Annotated in this window: 14 protein-coding genes; 8 read left to right on the forward strand and 6 right to left on the reverse strand. The window is 72.3% G+C overall.

The genetic code is table 11. The features are described from left to right. Window positions 1-141 precede the first annotated feature (141 nt). The 3 genes from cmk (at window position 142) to der (ending at window position 3169) form a co-directional block, all read left to right on the forward strand. Window positions 142-879, forward strand: a complete 738-nt coding sequence (gene cmk, locus F603_RS0100160; RefSeq protein WP_051096092.1) for a (d)CMP kinase — start codon at window positions 142-144, stop codon at window positions 877-879. Beyond that, window positions 807-1532 carry a lysophospholipid acyltransferase family protein gene (locus F603_RS0100165; protein WP_425426931.1) on the forward strand — a complete coding sequence of 242 codons (726 nt, stop codon included), beginning with the start codon at window positions 807-809 and terminating at the stop codon, window positions 1530-1532. The genes cmk and F603_RS0100165 overlap by 73 nt, the downstream gene beginning before the upstream one ends. A 167-nt stretch (window positions 1533-1699) precedes the next feature. Continuing rightward, window positions 1700-3169 (forward strand): ribosome biogenesis GTPase Der, encoded by a 1470-nt coding sequence (gene der, locus F603_RS0100170; protein WP_019544008.1) that lies wholly within the window; start codon window positions 1700-1702, stop codon window positions 3167-3169. 59 nt (window positions 3170-3228) lie between these two features. Here der and F603_RS0100175 read toward each other — a convergent pair whose 3' ends face one another. Both F603_RS0100175 and F603_RS0100180 read right to left on the reverse strand, forming a co-directional pair. Continuing rightward, window positions 3229-3534 (reverse strand): hypothetical protein, encoded by a 306-nt coding sequence (locus F603_RS0100175; protein WP_245600682.1) that lies wholly within the window; start codon window positions 3532-3534, stop codon window positions 3229-3231. A 108-nt stretch (window positions 3535-3642) separates the two neighbouring features. Further along, window positions 3643-4509 (reverse strand): hypothetical protein, encoded by an 867-nt coding sequence (locus F603_RS0100180; protein WP_019544010.1) that lies wholly within the window; start codon window positions 4507-4509, stop codon window positions 3643-3645. 444 nt (window positions 4510-4953) lie between these two features. Here F603_RS0100180 and F603_RS0100185 point away from each other — a divergent pair, with 444 nt between their 5' ends. Together F603_RS0100185 and F603_RS0100190 are read left to right on the forward strand one after the other, a co-directional pair. Further along, complete coding sequence (locus F603_RS0100185; RefSeq protein ID WP_019544011.1) at window positions 4954-5853, forward strand: hypothetical protein; 900 nt, start codon at window positions 4954-4956, stop codon at window positions 5851-5853. A 429-nt stretch (window positions 5854-6282) separates the two neighbouring features. After that, window positions 6283-6498 carry an I78 family peptidase inhibitor gene (locus tag F603_RS0100190; RefSeq protein WP_026328012.1) on the forward strand — a complete coding sequence of 72 codons (216 nt, stop codon included), beginning with the start codon at window positions 6283-6285 and terminating at the stop codon, window positions 6496-6498. A 65-nt stretch (window positions 6499-6563) separates the two neighbouring features. Here the strand turns inward: F603_RS0100190 and F603_RS0100195 are convergent, their stop codons facing one another. Next, entirely contained in the window at window positions 6564-7511 is a 948-nt protein-coding gene (locus tag F603_RS0100195; RefSeq protein ID WP_245600648.1) for a phosphatase PAP2 family protein, read from the reverse strand. 447 nt (window positions 7512-7958) lie between these two features. Between F603_RS0100195 and F603_RS0100200 the strand changes: the two genes are divergently transcribed. Continuing rightward, complete coding sequence (locus F603_RS0100200) at window positions 7959-9611, forward strand: MFS transporter (protein ID WP_019544013.1); 1653 nt, start codon at window positions 7959-7961, stop codon at window positions 9609-9611. A 391-nt stretch (window positions 9612-10002) separates the two neighbouring features. On the opposite strand, the gene F603_RS0100205 is transcribed toward F603_RS0100200, so the two are convergent. Beyond that, window positions 10003-10446, reverse strand: a complete 444-nt coding sequence (locus tag F603_RS0100205; RefSeq protein ID WP_019544014.1) for a cell division protein SepF — start codon at window positions 10444-10446, stop codon at window positions 10003-10005. A gap of 793 nt (window positions 10447-11239) precedes the next feature. Here F603_RS0100205 and F603_RS0100210 point away from each other — a divergent pair. After that, window positions 11240-12313, forward strand: coding sequence for a S1 family peptidase (locus tag F603_RS0100210; protein WP_211230996.1), 1074 nt, complete (start codon window positions 11240-11242; stop codon window positions 12311-12313). 130 nt (window positions 12314-12443) lie between these two features. Here the strand turns inward: F603_RS0100210 and F603_RS0100215 are convergent, their stop codons facing one another. Together F603_RS0100215 and F603_RS35635 are read right to left on the reverse strand one after the other, a co-directional pair. Continuing rightward, complete coding sequence (locus F603_RS0100215) at window positions 12444-13478, reverse strand: aspartate-semialdehyde dehydrogenase (RefSeq protein WP_019544016.1); 1035 nt, start codon at window positions 13476-13478, stop codon at window positions 12444-12446. Between the two features lie 326 nt (window positions 13479-13804). Then, the gene (locus tag F603_RS35635) at window positions 13805-13912 is read right to left on the reverse strand and encodes a hypothetical protein (RefSeq protein ID WP_019544017.1); all 108 of its coding nucleotides are present in this window, start codon (window positions 13910-13912) and stop codon (window positions 13805-13807) included. Window positions 13913-14024: 112 nt separating this feature from the next. Between F603_RS35635 and F603_RS35640 the strand changes: the two genes are divergently transcribed. Then, window positions 14025-14282 (forward strand): hypothetical protein, encoded by a 258-nt coding sequence (locus F603_RS35640; protein WP_019544018.1) that lies wholly within the window; start codon window positions 14025-14027, stop codon window positions 14280-14282. Window positions 14283-14502 lie beyond the last annotated feature (220 nt).

Genomic DNA, 14502 nt, shown 5'->3' on the forward strand with positions numbered 1-14502 from the left:
GCCGGAGGCTGGGGCGCTGCCCGGCCGCGGCAACCGGTAGCCTTGCGCGTGGCCCGAGGGCTGTGCGCCCCGCCGTCCTGACACCCGCGCCCATACCGTGCCAGGAATGTTCCAGGAAGTCTGAGAAAGGTGTCGTCCGTCGTGTCTGCAGCTTCGACCCCCGCGTCCCCGGACCCCGAGGTCCCGGGAGTCACCGTCGCCATCGACGGTCCCTCGGGTACGGGCAAGTCCAGCACCTCCAAGGCGGTCGCGGCGCAGCTCGGACTCCGCTACCTGGACACCGGTGCGCAGTACCGCGCGATCACCTGGTGGATGCTGCGGAACGGGATCGACGTCGACGACGCCGAGGCGGTCGCCGCCGCCAGCGGGCGCTCCGAGATCGTCTCCGGGACCGACCCGAAGGCGCCCTCGATCTCCGTGGACGGCGAGGACGCCTCCGGGCCGATCCGCACCCAGGAGGTCACCTCCGCGGTGAGCGCGGTGAGCGCCGTGCCGCAGGTGCGCGAGCGGATCACCGGTCTCCAGCGTGCGATCGCCGCTGCGGGCGGCATCGTCGTCGAGGGCCGTGACATCGGCACCACGGTGCTGCCCGACGCCGACCTCAAGGTCTTCCTCACCGCCTCGTCCGAGGCCCGCGCTGCGCGCCGCAGCGGTGAACTCAAGGGCTCCCAGGACCTCGCCACCACCCGCCAGGCGCTCACCCGCAGGGACCAGGCCGACTCCAGCCGCGCCGCCTCGCCGCTGCGCCAGTCCGAGGACGCCGTCGAGGTCGACACCACCGAGCTCAGCCTCGACCAGGTCGTGGAGTGCGTCGTCACCCTCGTCGAGGAGGCGGCGAAGAAGGCCGGGAGCGCGCGGGCGGAGCAGGCGGCGCGGTGAGCTCCCCGCACCCCGGCGGGGGGTACCGCGGTGCGCGCGTGGGACGGTCGATCGGCATCGGCCTCATGCGCTCGCTCTACAGGCCCCGGGTGCTCGGGGCATGGCGGCTGCCGGCGCAGGGGCCCGCGATCCTCGCCGTCAACCACTCGCACTTCGTCGACGGGCCGCTGCTCCTCGGGACGGCGCCGCGGCCGGTGCACTTCCTGATCAAGAAGGAGGCGTTCGTCGGCCCGCTCGGCTCGTTCCTCCGCGGGATCGGGCAGCTCTCGGTCGACCGCTCGGGCGCCGACCGGACCGCGGTGAGCAGCGCGCTGCGGATACTCGCGGACGGGCAGGTGCTCGGCATCTTCCCCGAAGGCACGCGCGGCGACGGGGACTTCAGCTCCCTGCGCTCGGGCCTCGCGTACTTCGCCGTCCGCTCGGGCGCCCCGGTCGTCCCCGTGGCGGTGCTCGGAACGGCGGGGCGCAGCAGCCGTCTGGCGCCCGCGGTCCCGCCGCTCCGCAGCCGCGTCGACATAGTCTTCGGCGACCCCTTCGACGCCGGGGACGGCAGCACCCGCCGCACCCGCACCGCGCTCGACGAGGCGACCGTGCGCATCCAGCGCCGGCTCACCGAGCACCTCGCCGACGCACTCACCAAGACCGGCCGCTAGGGGGTGTCGTCGAATCCCCGCCAGCCGCCCTCCGGGCGACGACGCGGATTCGACTACACCCCCTAGCCCGTAGCGCGCGGGGATTTGCCAGACTTGTACGACGCCCCCGCATCGACCCAGCAACGCCCACCCGGGGCGAGCACACCCACAGGACGAGGACCGCACCCATGAACGACCAGACCGTCTCAGGCGACGGCGCCCCCGAGCACGGTGAGCTCGACGACGCCGAGTTCGCCGAGTTCATGGAGCTCGCCCGGGAGGAGGGCTTCGACCCGGAGGAGATCGAGGGCGCCCTCGACGAGGCGGGCCACGGCCCGCTGCCCGTGCTCGCCGTCATCGGCCGCCCCAATGTGGGCAAGTCCACGCTCGTCAACCGGATCATCGGACGCCGCGAGGCGGTCGTCGAGGACCGGCCGGGCGTCACCAGGGACCGGGTGACCTACGAGGCGGAGTGGTCGGGCCGGCGCTTCAAGGTCGTCGACACCGGCGGCTGGGAGCAGGACGTCCTCGGTATCGACGCCTCCGTCGCGGCGCAGGCGGAGTACGCGGTGGAAGCGGCCGACGGCGTCGTCTTCGTCGTCGACGCCACCGTCGGCGCCACCGACACCGACGAGGCCGTGGTACGGCTGCTCCGCAGGGCGGGCAAGCCCGTGGTGCTCTGCGCCAACAAGGTCGACGGCCCCTCGGGCGAGGCGGACGCGGCGTACCTGTGGTCGCTCGGCCTCGGCGAACCGCACCCGGTCTCGGCCCTCCACGGGCGCGGCACCGGCGACATGCTCGACGAGGTGCTGCGCGCGCTCCCGGAGGCGCCGGCGCAGACCTTCGGCACGGCGCCCGGCGGCCCGCGCCGGATCGCGCTCATCGGACGCCCCAACGTCGGCAAGTCCTCGCTCCTCAACAAGGTCGCCCACGAGGAGCGCGTCGTCGTCGACGAGACCGCGGGCACCACCCGCGACCCGGTCGACGAGCTCGTCGAACTCGGCGGCCGCACCTGGAAGTTCGTCGACACGGCCGGCATCCGCCGCCGCGTCCACCTCCAGGCGGGAGCCGACTACTACGCGTCGCTCCGTACGGCCGCCGCGCTGGAGAAGGCGGAGGTCGCCGTCGTCCTCATCGACGTCAGCGAGGAGATCAGCTCCCAGGACCTGCGGATCGTGAGCATGGCCGTCGAGTCGGGCCGCGCCCTGGTGCTGGCGTTCAACAAGTGGGACACGCTCGACGACGAGCGGCGCTTCTACCTGGAGCGGGAGATCGAGAAGGACCTCGGGCAGGTGCGCTGGGCCCCTCGTGTCAACGTCTCGGCCCGTACGGGCCGGCACACGGAGAAGCTCGTCCCGGCGATCGACACCGCGCTCGCCGGCTGGGAGTCCCGCGTGCCGACCGGCAAGCTCAACTCCTTCCTCGGCGAACTCGTCGCCTCCCATCCGCACCCGGTGCGCGGCGGCAAGCAGCCCCGCATCCTCTTCGGCACCCAGGCGGGGACGAAGCCGCCCCGGTTCGTCCTCTTCGCCTCCGGCTTCCTGGAGGCCGGGTACCGGCGCTTCGTCGAGCGGAGGCTCCGCGAGGAGTTCGGGTTCGAGGGCTCGCCGATCCAGCTCTCCGTGCGGGTGCGCGAGAAGCGGGGCCGGAAGAAGTAGTCGCGGGGCGGCCCCCGTTGCCCGGGTGCGTGCGGAATTCCCCTTGTCGGACCGGGACTTTAGTAGTCCCGGTCCGAAGCAGCGGGCGGCAGCGACGGCAGCGGGCCGCCGCACTGGTACCACTCGCCGCCCCAGGTGCCCGTCCCCGTACCCCTGACCGTTCCGAACCCCTTGAAGCGGAGGTTCTCCTCGCCTGTGCGGTCGCCGGGGAGGGCGCGGAAGAGCATGCGCCACTCCGCGTAGAGCGCGTCGTAGATCGGTGTCTGCGAGGGGCGACGGAGCGCGCCGTAGGCGGCGCGCATCCCGGGGATGGGGCTCCTGCCGTCGTGGGAGCGGTGGCTGCGGGACGGTTCATAAGGCTGCACGTCAACGCAAACGACCGGGGGTGTGCTGCGGATGCGGGGCCGAATGGTGGACGCCGCTTGCGCCTTCGGGCACCGGACCGGCCGGGGCCGCCGCGAGCGGCCGCCGGCTCACGTGCCGGCGAGCGGCATCAGCCCCGCGACGAGCAGCCCGCCGGCCGCCGCCTTCTCCAACGCCTCCCGCAGCAGGTCCTCGCGCGGCTGCTGGCCGATCGATCCCACGGGCGCCGCGTAGACGACGACGCTGCGGCCGCCTGCCGCCGCACTCCGCCACCCGTCGGTGACCGGAAGCGGCCGGTGCGCCTGCCACCACGCGACGGACTGGTCCCCGCCGTCGTGCGAGGGCTGGAGAATGGCGTGGAGTTCGCCCATCGCGAGCAGTACCGACCAACCCCTGATGGGAGAGGGGAGCGTGGCGACGTCGGTGACGGGGAGGAACCCCTGCTCGATGAGGAGCGGGAGGAAGTCGTCGCCCGGGCTGTCGGAGCCGGGCCGGGAGATGGGACCCGTGGGCTCCACGACGATGGCGGGGTGGAGCGCGTCGTCGAGCAGGACCTGCCCGCAGGTGACCCCCAGGACCGCCTGCCGTGCCTGCGGCGAGATCCGCGGACCCTCCGGGGTGCCCTGCCACTCCTGCGCTTCCTGGCCCGACGGCTGCGGCTGCGGAGGCTGTTGGGGCTGCGCGGGGACCGCGGCACCCTGCTGCTCCTGGTCGCCCGTGATGGTGCGGACGGCGCCCTGGAGCTGCTCCTCGGAGACGGTGACGACCTGCGAGGGGATGCAACTGGCGTGGGCGAACGCGAGGACCGCGGTCTCCTCGCCCACGAACAGCACCGTGCTGGTGGGCTCCCGGTTCGGGTCGCCAGGACCCCGGCAGGAGGTGCAGTCGTAGCTGCCGGGGGCGTTCTCGCCGGCGAGCAGACGAGCGGCTTCGGCTTCGCCGATCTCGGCGCGTACGGCGTCGCTGACATCGAGCATGGGGGACACGAGGGCTCCTGGCTTCCGGTTCCTTGTCGTCTGGACAACGGGCGACCGGTGGGACCGGTCACGCGTCCGTGGGAACGGATCATCCGAGAGCGGTGCTCCGCGGCCGGTGTGCACTCCGCCGCGGGCAGGCAAGGGGAGGGATGAGTACGTGCTGGACCAGGCAGAACGGGCGTCTGCGCAAGGCGGGTTGCCACAGGAGGATCTGATCCGTAACGGTCGGCAATCGTTACAAGTTCCCTGGCTGAGGCACAATGTCCGAACAATTCCAGTACAAGTGGATAGACGACGGCCAACGAGCCCAACCCTCGGGCCCGTTCGTCCGTCTAGCAGGGCGTCAGGCGGTTGGGCGACCCCCACCGCACGGATCGTGGGACCTGGAGCCATGCGCGAATCGCTCGACGGCCGCAGAGGCGCCGTACGCCCCGGGGAGCTCCGGTGACGCGCGCGAAGGGAGCACCTTCGCACGCGCCGAAGGTGCCGGGTGCGCCGGGGCCCCGCGCGTCGGCCGTCCGGCGGGTGGAGTGCACGGCGGACAGCGCGGGCGGGCTCACGCTCGACGTCCACCTTCCCCGCGAACTCCCCGCCACCGCTGCGCCCGCGCTCCTGCTGCGCCTGCGCACGGCGGAGGCCGACGGCACCGAGACGGTACGGCTGCCGCTGAGCCCCGTCGAGTCCGAGGACGCGGGCGAGACGCTGCGTGCTGCGCTGCCGAGCACCATGCCGCTGTCCGAGGGGGACTGGGACGTCCACCTCAGCCTCACCGAGGGCGAGGCCCGCCGCCCCCTCTGCGGCGAGCTCGACCTGCGCTCGCTCGTCGGCCGGGTCCCGCGGGCCGACCGCACCTGGCTCGGGGTGCGCATCCCGTACGCCGGCTCGGGCGGGCTCCTGCGCATCCGCGCGTGGCTGCGCTGGCCGCACGCCGAGGTCGAGGACGTCCGCCTGGAGTCGGGGGAACTGGTGCTCGCCGGGCGCCTCCACGGGGCCGGGCTGGGCCCTGGTGCGCGGTTGGAGGCGCGTGGAGCGGACCGGGAAGAGGATGTACGAGCGGGCCGGGGGAAGGCGGTGCGGGCGCCGGTGGCGCCGGTGGACTCCGCGGACGGTGAGTCCTACGGCTTTGCCGGTGCGCTCTCCTGCGAGGAGTTGGCCGCCTCCGGCGGTGACCGGCAGCTCTGGCTCCGTCCTGACGAGTCGGCCGAGCCGGTCCGCCTCGCCCGCATCCTCGACGACGTCGCCGACAAGAGCCGGGGCGCAGGGCAGCTCGCTGTCCCCGAAGTGGGGCCTGTGGTTCCGTACTTCACGGTTTCGGGGGACCTCCGAGTGCGTCCTGAGCCCTGAGTGATGCGCGCCCGAAGGACCCAACAGGCCCCGCATCGACGGGGGTTAGGTCCCGCGCCGCCGGTTCGAGTGAGAGGTGAGACGAATCCCGTGTGCGGCGCGCAGCGGTCCGATTTCTCTTTCTCCGTAATTCCGACCGGCGCAGGACGAGGTGGCGCACGCCGCCTCGAGGACCGTGATCCATGTCGCTTTCCCGCTCCCTCGGACGAGCCGGAAATCACATCTTCCTGCGAATTCGGTGCGGCCGTGGCGCACGTTATCGAAGAGGCGGGCAACGGGTGCACGCCGCCGGTTTCGGGCCGGCCGACGGTAAAGCGCGACTCCCGGAAAGCGCGTTCGGGCACGGGTTCCCGCTGTGACGGAAGCGTGACGCCGGGGCGCCGGACGGCGCCCTTCCTCGCCGTGCCGACCAGCGCCTACGGTGGCGTCATGGCACCGGAACACACGGCGGGCGAGCCCGCCGCAGACGAGCCCGACAGCTACGTCGGCCTCTCGGCCGAGGCCGCCGAGCGCCGCGCGGCCGAGCGCGGCTGGACGACCGTACGCACGCTCGCGCCCGACGCGATCATCACCATGGAGTACCTGGCGGGACGGCTCAACCTCACCGTCAGGGAGGGCACGGTCGTGCGCTGCTGGAAGGGCTGAGGCGACCACGCAGGAGGGGGCCCCGCTCGCCGAGCGGGGCCCCCTCCTGCCGTTTCCCTCCGCGGTCAGCCGCCGCCGGCGTCGAGGCGGGCGGTGCGCAGCGCGCGCTCCTGGCGGCCCTGGTGCGGACCCTGGCGGTGCGGAGGCGCGGCCGGCACCGTCTCGCCCTCGGCCTCCGCCTCCTTCCGCTGCGCCAGGGCGCCGGCCGGGTCCTGGGTGGGGACGCTGCCGCCGAGCGGCCGGCCCGTGCCGGCCGGCGTCGGTGTCAGCCCTGACCCGGCGGTCCGGAAGCGTGCACGGAGCGACAGCAGGAAGGCTTCGGCCCGGGCGATCGCCGGCTCGCACCAGGGCAGCGCGAGCAGGATCAGGAGGCCGGCGGCCCAGCCGAGGAGGACGTCGCTGAGCCAGTGGGTGCCGAGGTAGACGGTCGTGGCCCCGACCCCTAGCGCCGCCACCGCCGCGGTCACCGACAGTACGCGCCGCGCCCGCGGCGTCGTGGCGAGGTAGGCGAGGATGCCCCAGGTGACAACAGCGTTGGCCGTGTGGCCCGAAGGAAATATATCGCCGCCGGCGAAGAGCTCGGTCGAGCCCACGGTCGTCGCGTAGTGCGGGCCGAGTCGGCCCAGGCCGATCTTGACGGCCCCCACGGTGACGTTGAGCAGCAGGAGCGAGCTCGCGAGGACGAGGAGGGGACGCAGGGTCCGTTGCCGCCAGGAGCGCCACCCCAGCCAGGCCATGACGAGGACGGCCGTCGGGCCGCGCTGGCCGAGGACGACGAAGTAGTCGAGCAGCGCGTGGAGTTCCGGCCACTGCCTGTACGGCCGGAAGAGCATCACCTGCCAGTCGAGGCGGACGAGGTCCGTCCCCTTCAGTACGGCGTAGACGATGGCGCCGTACAGCAGCAGCATGCAGCCGAGCAGCACCTTGCGAGTGCGGCTCATGCGCGGCATCGCCAGGTTGCTCGGTCGCTCAGGCTCCTGCTCAAGCCTGGCGAGGATTCGGTCGGTACGCACCCAATCGACGGTACAACGCGTGAGAGAGGGGAACCGACGCACGACCCGATCTGTGATGACGATGTGATGTGGATGGGCCTCCTCACACTCCTTTCCGTTGCAAATTCCCGCAGGTTATCCGCGTTTTAGGGTCGGCATTTCGGATGCAGGCGGCCGAAGTCCGCGCGCCGCGGCGCCGAATTGTGTTCACCGCCGCTTAACGGTGAATTCCCCCTGCGGCGCGGTGAATGGGGCGACAAGGTGTGGAGGCCGCGTGCAGGTGCACGGCAGGACGCAGAGGGCGCGCGGGCGTCTCCGTGCGCTCGGTCTCGCAGGCGAGACGCCCTGCGTCGACCGTCGGAGGACTCGCGTACGCTGACGCCACTCGCCCCCTCCACCGGCCGGTCGGTACGACTCCGACCGGCTATCCCCCGGTGTGTACGGCGAGCGCATGAGGAGGTGCGGTACATGGCAGGGACGACCACGACCGGCTCGGGGGAGACGGCGGACGTCCCCGTGCACGAGTCCGGCAGGCGCGTGGACGGAAACTCCGGTCAGCGCACGGCGACTTCCGCGTCGGGCGCGAACCGCTGGCTTGTCCTGGCGGTCCTCTGCACCAGCCTGCTGCTGGTCGCCCTCGATGCCACCGTGCTCCACGTCGCCGTCCCCGCCGTCTCCGAGGACCTGCGCCCCGGGCCGATCGCGCTGCTGTGGATCGTCGACGCGTACCCGCTCGTCTGCGCCTCGCTGCTGATCCTCTTCGGAACGCTCGGGGACCGCGTGGGGCGCCGGCGCGTCCTGCTCATCGGCTACGCGCTCTTCGCGCTCGCGTCGGCGATAGCCGCCTACGCGCCCGGTCCCGCGGTGCTCATCGCCGCTCGGGCGCTCCTCGGCGTCGGCGGGGCCATGATCATGCCGGCGACCCTCTCCATACTTCGCGTCGTCTTTCCCGACCGCAGGGAACGCGCCTTCGCCGTCGGGATGTGGAGCGCGGTGGCCGCGGTCGGCGCCGCCGTCGGGCCGCTCGTCGGGGGCGTGCTGCTTGAGCACTTCTGGTGGGGTTCCGTCTTCCTCGTCAACATCCCGCTGATGGCGCTGATACTGCCGCTCGCGCGGTGGCTGCTGCCGGAGTCGGTGAGCGAGGACAAGGGGCCGTGGGACGTTCTCGGTGCCGTGCTCGCCGCGGTCGGGCTCTGCGGCGCCATCTTCGGCGTGAAGCGGGCCGGGAGCGGCGAGGTGCTCTCCGTCGAGGCGCTGCTCCCGCTCGTCGTCGGGGTGGTCCTTCTCGTGGCCTTCGTGCGCAGGCAGCGCCGTCGCAGGTACCCGCTCGTCGACTTCCGGACGGTCTCGCGTGCGGCTTTCGGCACCTCCGTCGGCTGCATCGTGCTGACGGTGCTGGCCCTCGTGGGGCTGGCGCTCGTCGCCGCGCAGTACCTCCAACTCGTTCTCGGGCTCTCCCCGTTGGAGACGGGTCTGCGCCTGCTGCCGCTCTCCGTGGCGGCGATCGTCGCCGGCGTCCTCGGCTCCCGGCTGCTGCACCTGCTCGGCCCCCGGCTCATGGTCTCGCTCGGCTTCCTGCTCACGGCGGCCGCGGTGCTCGCGCTCACGGGGGTGGGGCAGGACGAGCGCCCCGTGCTCCTCGGATGCGGCTTCGTGCTGCTCGGCTTCGGCCTGGAGACGACGCTCTTCGGCTGCTACGAGTCGATGCTCAGCGAGACGCCGCCGGAGCAGTCGGGCGGTGCGGCCGCGATCGGCGAGACCGCCTACCAACTCGGCGCCGGCGTCGGCATCGCACTCCTCGGCAGCGTGATGAACGCCGCCTACGGGCCGGGGGTACGGGACGTCCCCGGTGTGCCCGCGCAGGCGAGCGACGCCGCCGGGCACTCGCTGGGCGAGGCGCTCAAGGTCGCGGCCCAGCTCGGCGGCAGCGCGGGCGAGTCACTGCGGGCCGCAGCCCAGGAGTCGTTCGTCAGCGGGCTGCACCTGGCGCTCTACGTCAGCGCGGGGCTGCTGCTCCTCGGCGCCGTCGCGGCGCTCCGACTCCCGCGCTCGGCCGAGGGGCAGCCGCTCGGGTCCGGTGACGGGAGCGACGGCTCGTCGGGCCGGCAGGGCCGGCCGTAGCGTCTGCGCGACGGCGGCCGGTCGCGCACTTTCCCGTCCGCTCGACGTGGCCTCGGAGTACGGAGACTCTGCCAGCAGTTCGGGCGGCCGGTCGCCGTTTTCGGCCGACTCAGGTGAAGCTGCCCGAAACGGCCGTCGCGCTCCTCGGGAGCCGCACGGACGCAGGCTTGCGGCGAGGTCGACGCCGTACGGGAGACGAGCGGGGCGGCGCGCACGCGCCTGAACGCCAACGGGGTTTCGCCCCGGGCGATGCGCCACGCGACCGACCTCGAGTCGGTGGTGACGGACAAGGGGCGCTCACCGGTGTCGACGCCTCCGCCGAGCCGGGCGACCCGTGCCGGACCGGTCCGTACGCCGGCAGGCCCGTTGCAGGCCACCGGCGTACGGGCCGTCAGCTCTGGTTGAAGAAGCCGCCTTCGGCACCGCGGTCGGTGCGGTTGACGATCTTGTAGTCGGGCGGGGTGAGCAGGAAGACCCGGGTGGCGACCCGTTCGATCGAACCGCGCAGGCCGAAGATGAGTCCGGCGCAGAAGTCGACGACGCGCTTGGCGTCGGCCGGCTCCATGGTCGTGAGGTTGACGATGACGGGGATGCCGTCGCGGAACAGTTCCCCGATGCCGCGGGCGTCGCTGAAACCCTCGGGCGTGACGGTGGCGATTCTGGTGCCCTGATCCTGCGCCGTCTCCGCCGTCACCCTGACCCGGGGGTCGGTGACCCACGACTCTCTGGCGGCGTCTCCCGGCTCCGGCCCCTCGGCGTAGTCGTCGTCGTAGTAGCGCATCTCGCTGTCGTCGACGAGCCCGAGCCAGGCACTGGCCTTGCGCACCGATCCCATGGGCGCCTCCTCTCCTTCGTGCGGTCCCTCCGTGTCCCTCGGCGGTGCCGCCGTGGGTTCCGCAACCCCCATGGTCGTCCATGATGCTGATGGTGCGCCAAGCGGATACCCGTCTCAGATGGGATTCGTGACGGTACTGGTGCACAGGCCCGGCGTGAATCCCCCGCGTGACGGCACCTCGCCGCCCGGTGTGATCCGGCGTCAGCAAGCGCTGTGGCGCCTGGGACGGGCGGTGCGGAGGCCGTACTGCGGGCCGGGAAGGGGCTCTTCGAACTCGTGGGGGTGCGCGGGTCCGTACGGGGCGCGGGCGCGGACATCCGAGTGACAGGGATTCACCGGAGAACCGGGGTGCTTCCGGGCGACCTCCGGGCGTATCGGAACTTCCCCTCGAAAGCGGTACGTTCGCGGGAAAGCAGACTTCACGCAGGTACGACGCGGAGTGTGCGTCCGGGGCGGCGGCTTCCGGCCGGGTGGGGGCGATTACGAGACAGGTGTAGTCCTTTCAAGCAGTGGTCACGGCGTCGCCCGCGGTGCACGGCGTTCCGTTCGACCAGCCGGAACGTGCGCGACTACCGATGTGTAGAGTTCGCCGCGGTGGGGACCCCAAGTCGGCTGTTCCTGTTGTGGACTGACGAGATCCGCTACTTGTGTGCGGCCCGGCGTTCTCGTAATACTCTCCGTTCAGAGTTGGCATGGACGCGACTTTCCTTTCGTGGAAGCCACGTCGTGTCCGTACTTCCTCCGGGGCCGCCTGGCGATCGGGCGAGCCCAACCCCCCACTGGAGGTAATGAGTTGACACATCGTCGAATATCCAAGCGCCGGATCGCCCTCGTCGGCGCGAGTGTGGCAGCGCTGGCTGCCGGCACGCTCACCATCACCAGCGCCAACGCGTCCGAGGAGTCCCCCTCCGCCAAGAGCCTCTCCGCCACCTCGGCCTCCGAGCTGGCGACGAAGCTGAGCTCCTCGGTGAAGGGCGAAGCAGGCTCCTACTACGACGCGAGCGCCAAGAAGCTCGTGGTGAACGTCGTCAACGACGCCGCCAAGGAGAAGGTCGAGGCGGCCGGCGCCAAGGCGAAGGTCGTGGAGCACAGCCTCGCCAAGCTCGACAAGGTGAAGGACACCTTCGGCGGTGAGAACCGCACCGTAGGCACCTCGCGGTCCATCGACCCGAAGACCAACAAGGTCGTCGTCACCGCCGACAGCACCGTCAAGGGCGCCGACCTCGCGAAGCTCAAGAAGCAGGCCGCGGCGCAGGGCGACAAGGTCGAGCTGAAGCGCTCCGCCGGCAAGTTCACCACCCGCATCGCCGGCGGCGACGCCATCTGGGGCTCGGGCTCCCGCTGCTCCCTCGGCTTCAACGTGACCGTCGACGGCGAGCCGGGCTTCCTCACCGCGGGCCACTGCACCGAGGCCGTCTCCAGCTGGTCGGACTCGCAGGACGGCAGCGAGATCGCCTCGACCGAGGACGGCTCCTTCCCGGGCGACGACTACGGCCTGGCGATGTACACCTCGGACACCGACCACCCGAGCGAGGTCAACCTCTACGACGGCGGCACCCAGGAGATCAGCGGGGCCGGCGAGGCCACCGTCGGGCAGACGGTGAGCCGCAGCGGCAGCACCACGCAGGTGCACGACGGTGAGGTGCTCGCCGTCGACGCCACCGTCGAGTACCCGGAGGGCAGCGTCTCCGGTCTGATCGACACCGACGTCTGCGCCGAGCCCGGCGACAGCGGCGGTGCGCTCTTCTCCGGCGACGAGGCGCTCGGCCTCACCTCCGGCGGCAGCGGCGACTGCTCCTCCGGCGGCGAGACCTTCTTCCAGCCGGTGCCCGAGGCGCTCGACGCCTTCGGTGCCGAGATCGGCTGACGCACGGCGAAGTCCCCCCACGCAGGAACCCCCGGACACCGTCCGGGGGTTCCTCGCTCTGCACTGCCCTGCTCGCCGCGGAGCTCCGCTGCTGTCGTTTTACTCGCCGCGGAGCTCCGCTGCTGCCGTTTTACTCGCCGCGGAGCTCCGCGGCGACGAGTTCGGCGATCTGGACCGTGTTGAGGGCCGCGCCCTTGCGCAGGTTGTCGTTGGAGAGGAAGAGCGCGAGGCCGTTCTCCACCGTCTCGTCGTTGCGGATGCGGCCGACGTAGCTGGCGTCCTTCCCGGCGGCCTGGAGCGGGGTCGGGATGTCGGAGAGCTCGACACCCGGGGCGCCGGCGAGGAGTTCGGCGGCGCGCTCGGGGCTGAGCGGCCGGGCGAAGCGGGCGTGCACCTGGAGCGAATGGCCGGTGAAGACCGGGACGCGGACGCAGGTGCCGGAGACCTTCAGCTCGGGGATGTCGAGGATCTTGCGGCTCTCGTTGCGGAGCTTCTGCTCCTCGTCCGTCTCGCCGAGGCCGTCCTCGACGAGCGAGCCCGCGTACGGCAGGACGTTGAAGGCGATGGGGCGCTTGAACTTGTCCGGCTCGGGGAACTCGACCGCGTCGCCGTCGAAGGTGAGGTGGGCCGCATCGCCTTCGACCGCCTTGCGGGTCTGCCCGTCGAGTTCGGCCACGCCGGCGAGCCCGCTGCCGGAGACCGCCTGGTAGGTCGCGACGACGAGCGAGGCGAGCCCGGCCTCGTCGTGGAGCGGGCGGAGGACCGGCATCGCGGCCATGGTGGTGCAGTTCGGGTTGGCGATGATGCCCTTGGGCCGGCGCCTGGCCGCGTCCGGGTTCACCTCCGAGACGACGAGCGGGACCTCCGGGTCCATCCGCCAGGCCGAGGAGTTGTCGATGACGACGGGGCCCTGCCGGGCGACCTTCTCCGCGAGCGCCTTGGAAGTGGCACCACCCGCGGAGAAGAGGACGATGTCGAGCCCGGAGTAGTCGGCGGCGGTGGCGTCCTCGACGGTCACCTCGGCGCCTCCCCACGGCAGCTTCCGGCCCGCGGAGCGCGCCGAGGCGAACAGGCGCAGCTCTTCGACCGGGAACCCCCGCTCCGCCAGCACCTCGCGCATCACGCCGCCTACCTGGCCGGTGGCTCCGACGATCCCGATCTTCATGGGGCTCCTCTTGTCTCTGGGGCAGCTTTCCCGCTGCGCTGAGTGCCTGCGCTGCACGGGCGCGACCGTCCGGCCGCTGTTCCCGGCTCCGTCTACCCTGCCTTGCCACCGGCAGCCGGGGCCAGTTCTTTGAGATCGGTCACAGCCTGTGCTTTCCGTGGCGGACGGGCCTTCCGTCGAGCGGCCCGACGCGGCGAGTGCGTCCTCGGCGCTGTTGCGCGCGCGGAGGTACTCGTCCGCTCACCCCGCCGCGCCCGGCCGCGCGCAACCCGTGCGCGATGCGGGCGCAGGCGGCGTCGTAGCGGGTACGGCCAACGGCGACGGAGCTACCGGGAGCCGAGCAGCGCCCGATGCGCGCCCTCGCGCCCGTACGGCATACCGACGCTGCCGGGATTGACGAGCAGCCGACCACCGACGAGCCGTACGAAGGGCATGTGGGTGTGGCCGCAGACGACGGCGGACCCCTTCCCTCCATCCCGAGAGGAGGGGCCGCCGTCGTCTCAGCGCTCCGTGTGCGAGTCGCCGAGCACCGTTGCACGGGGTGGTGTGGCAGAAGAGGACCCGACCGATTCCGGCCATGGGGAGTTCGAGCCGCTCCGGCAGGGCGGCGAGGCGGGCGGCCTCGGCGTCGGTGAGGAGGGTGGCGGCCCACCGGTCGGTCGTCGCGGGCGGGCCGGCGGGCGGCGCCGCGCGGTGCGCGAGGAGTTCGCGCTCGGCGTTGCCCGGAAGGATGCGGGCGCGGTCGCCGAGAGAGTCGAGGAGACGGAGGGTCCCGCGGGGGAACCGCCACCGGGCCGCCGGTGAGGACGACGGCGTCCGCGGCACGGATGTCGGGCTCGGCGAGGACCGCCTCCAGGGCGGGGAGGACGCCGTGCACGTCGGAGAGGACGGCGACGGTCTGCGGGGTCGGTGTCATCGGGAGAGGCGCCGTGCGGAGGGGGTTTCTCCTGCCGCGTAACGCGGGCGGGCGTCCGCTTTCGAATCTGAGTTCGATGGCTGGTTTAGGGTGGTCACGCGCGGAAGG

The sequence above is a fragment of the Streptomyces sulphureus DSM 40104 genome (assembly GCF_000381025.1).
GTDB lineage: Bacteria > Actinomycetota > Actinomycetes > Streptomycetales > Streptomycetaceae > Streptomyces > Streptomyces sulphureus.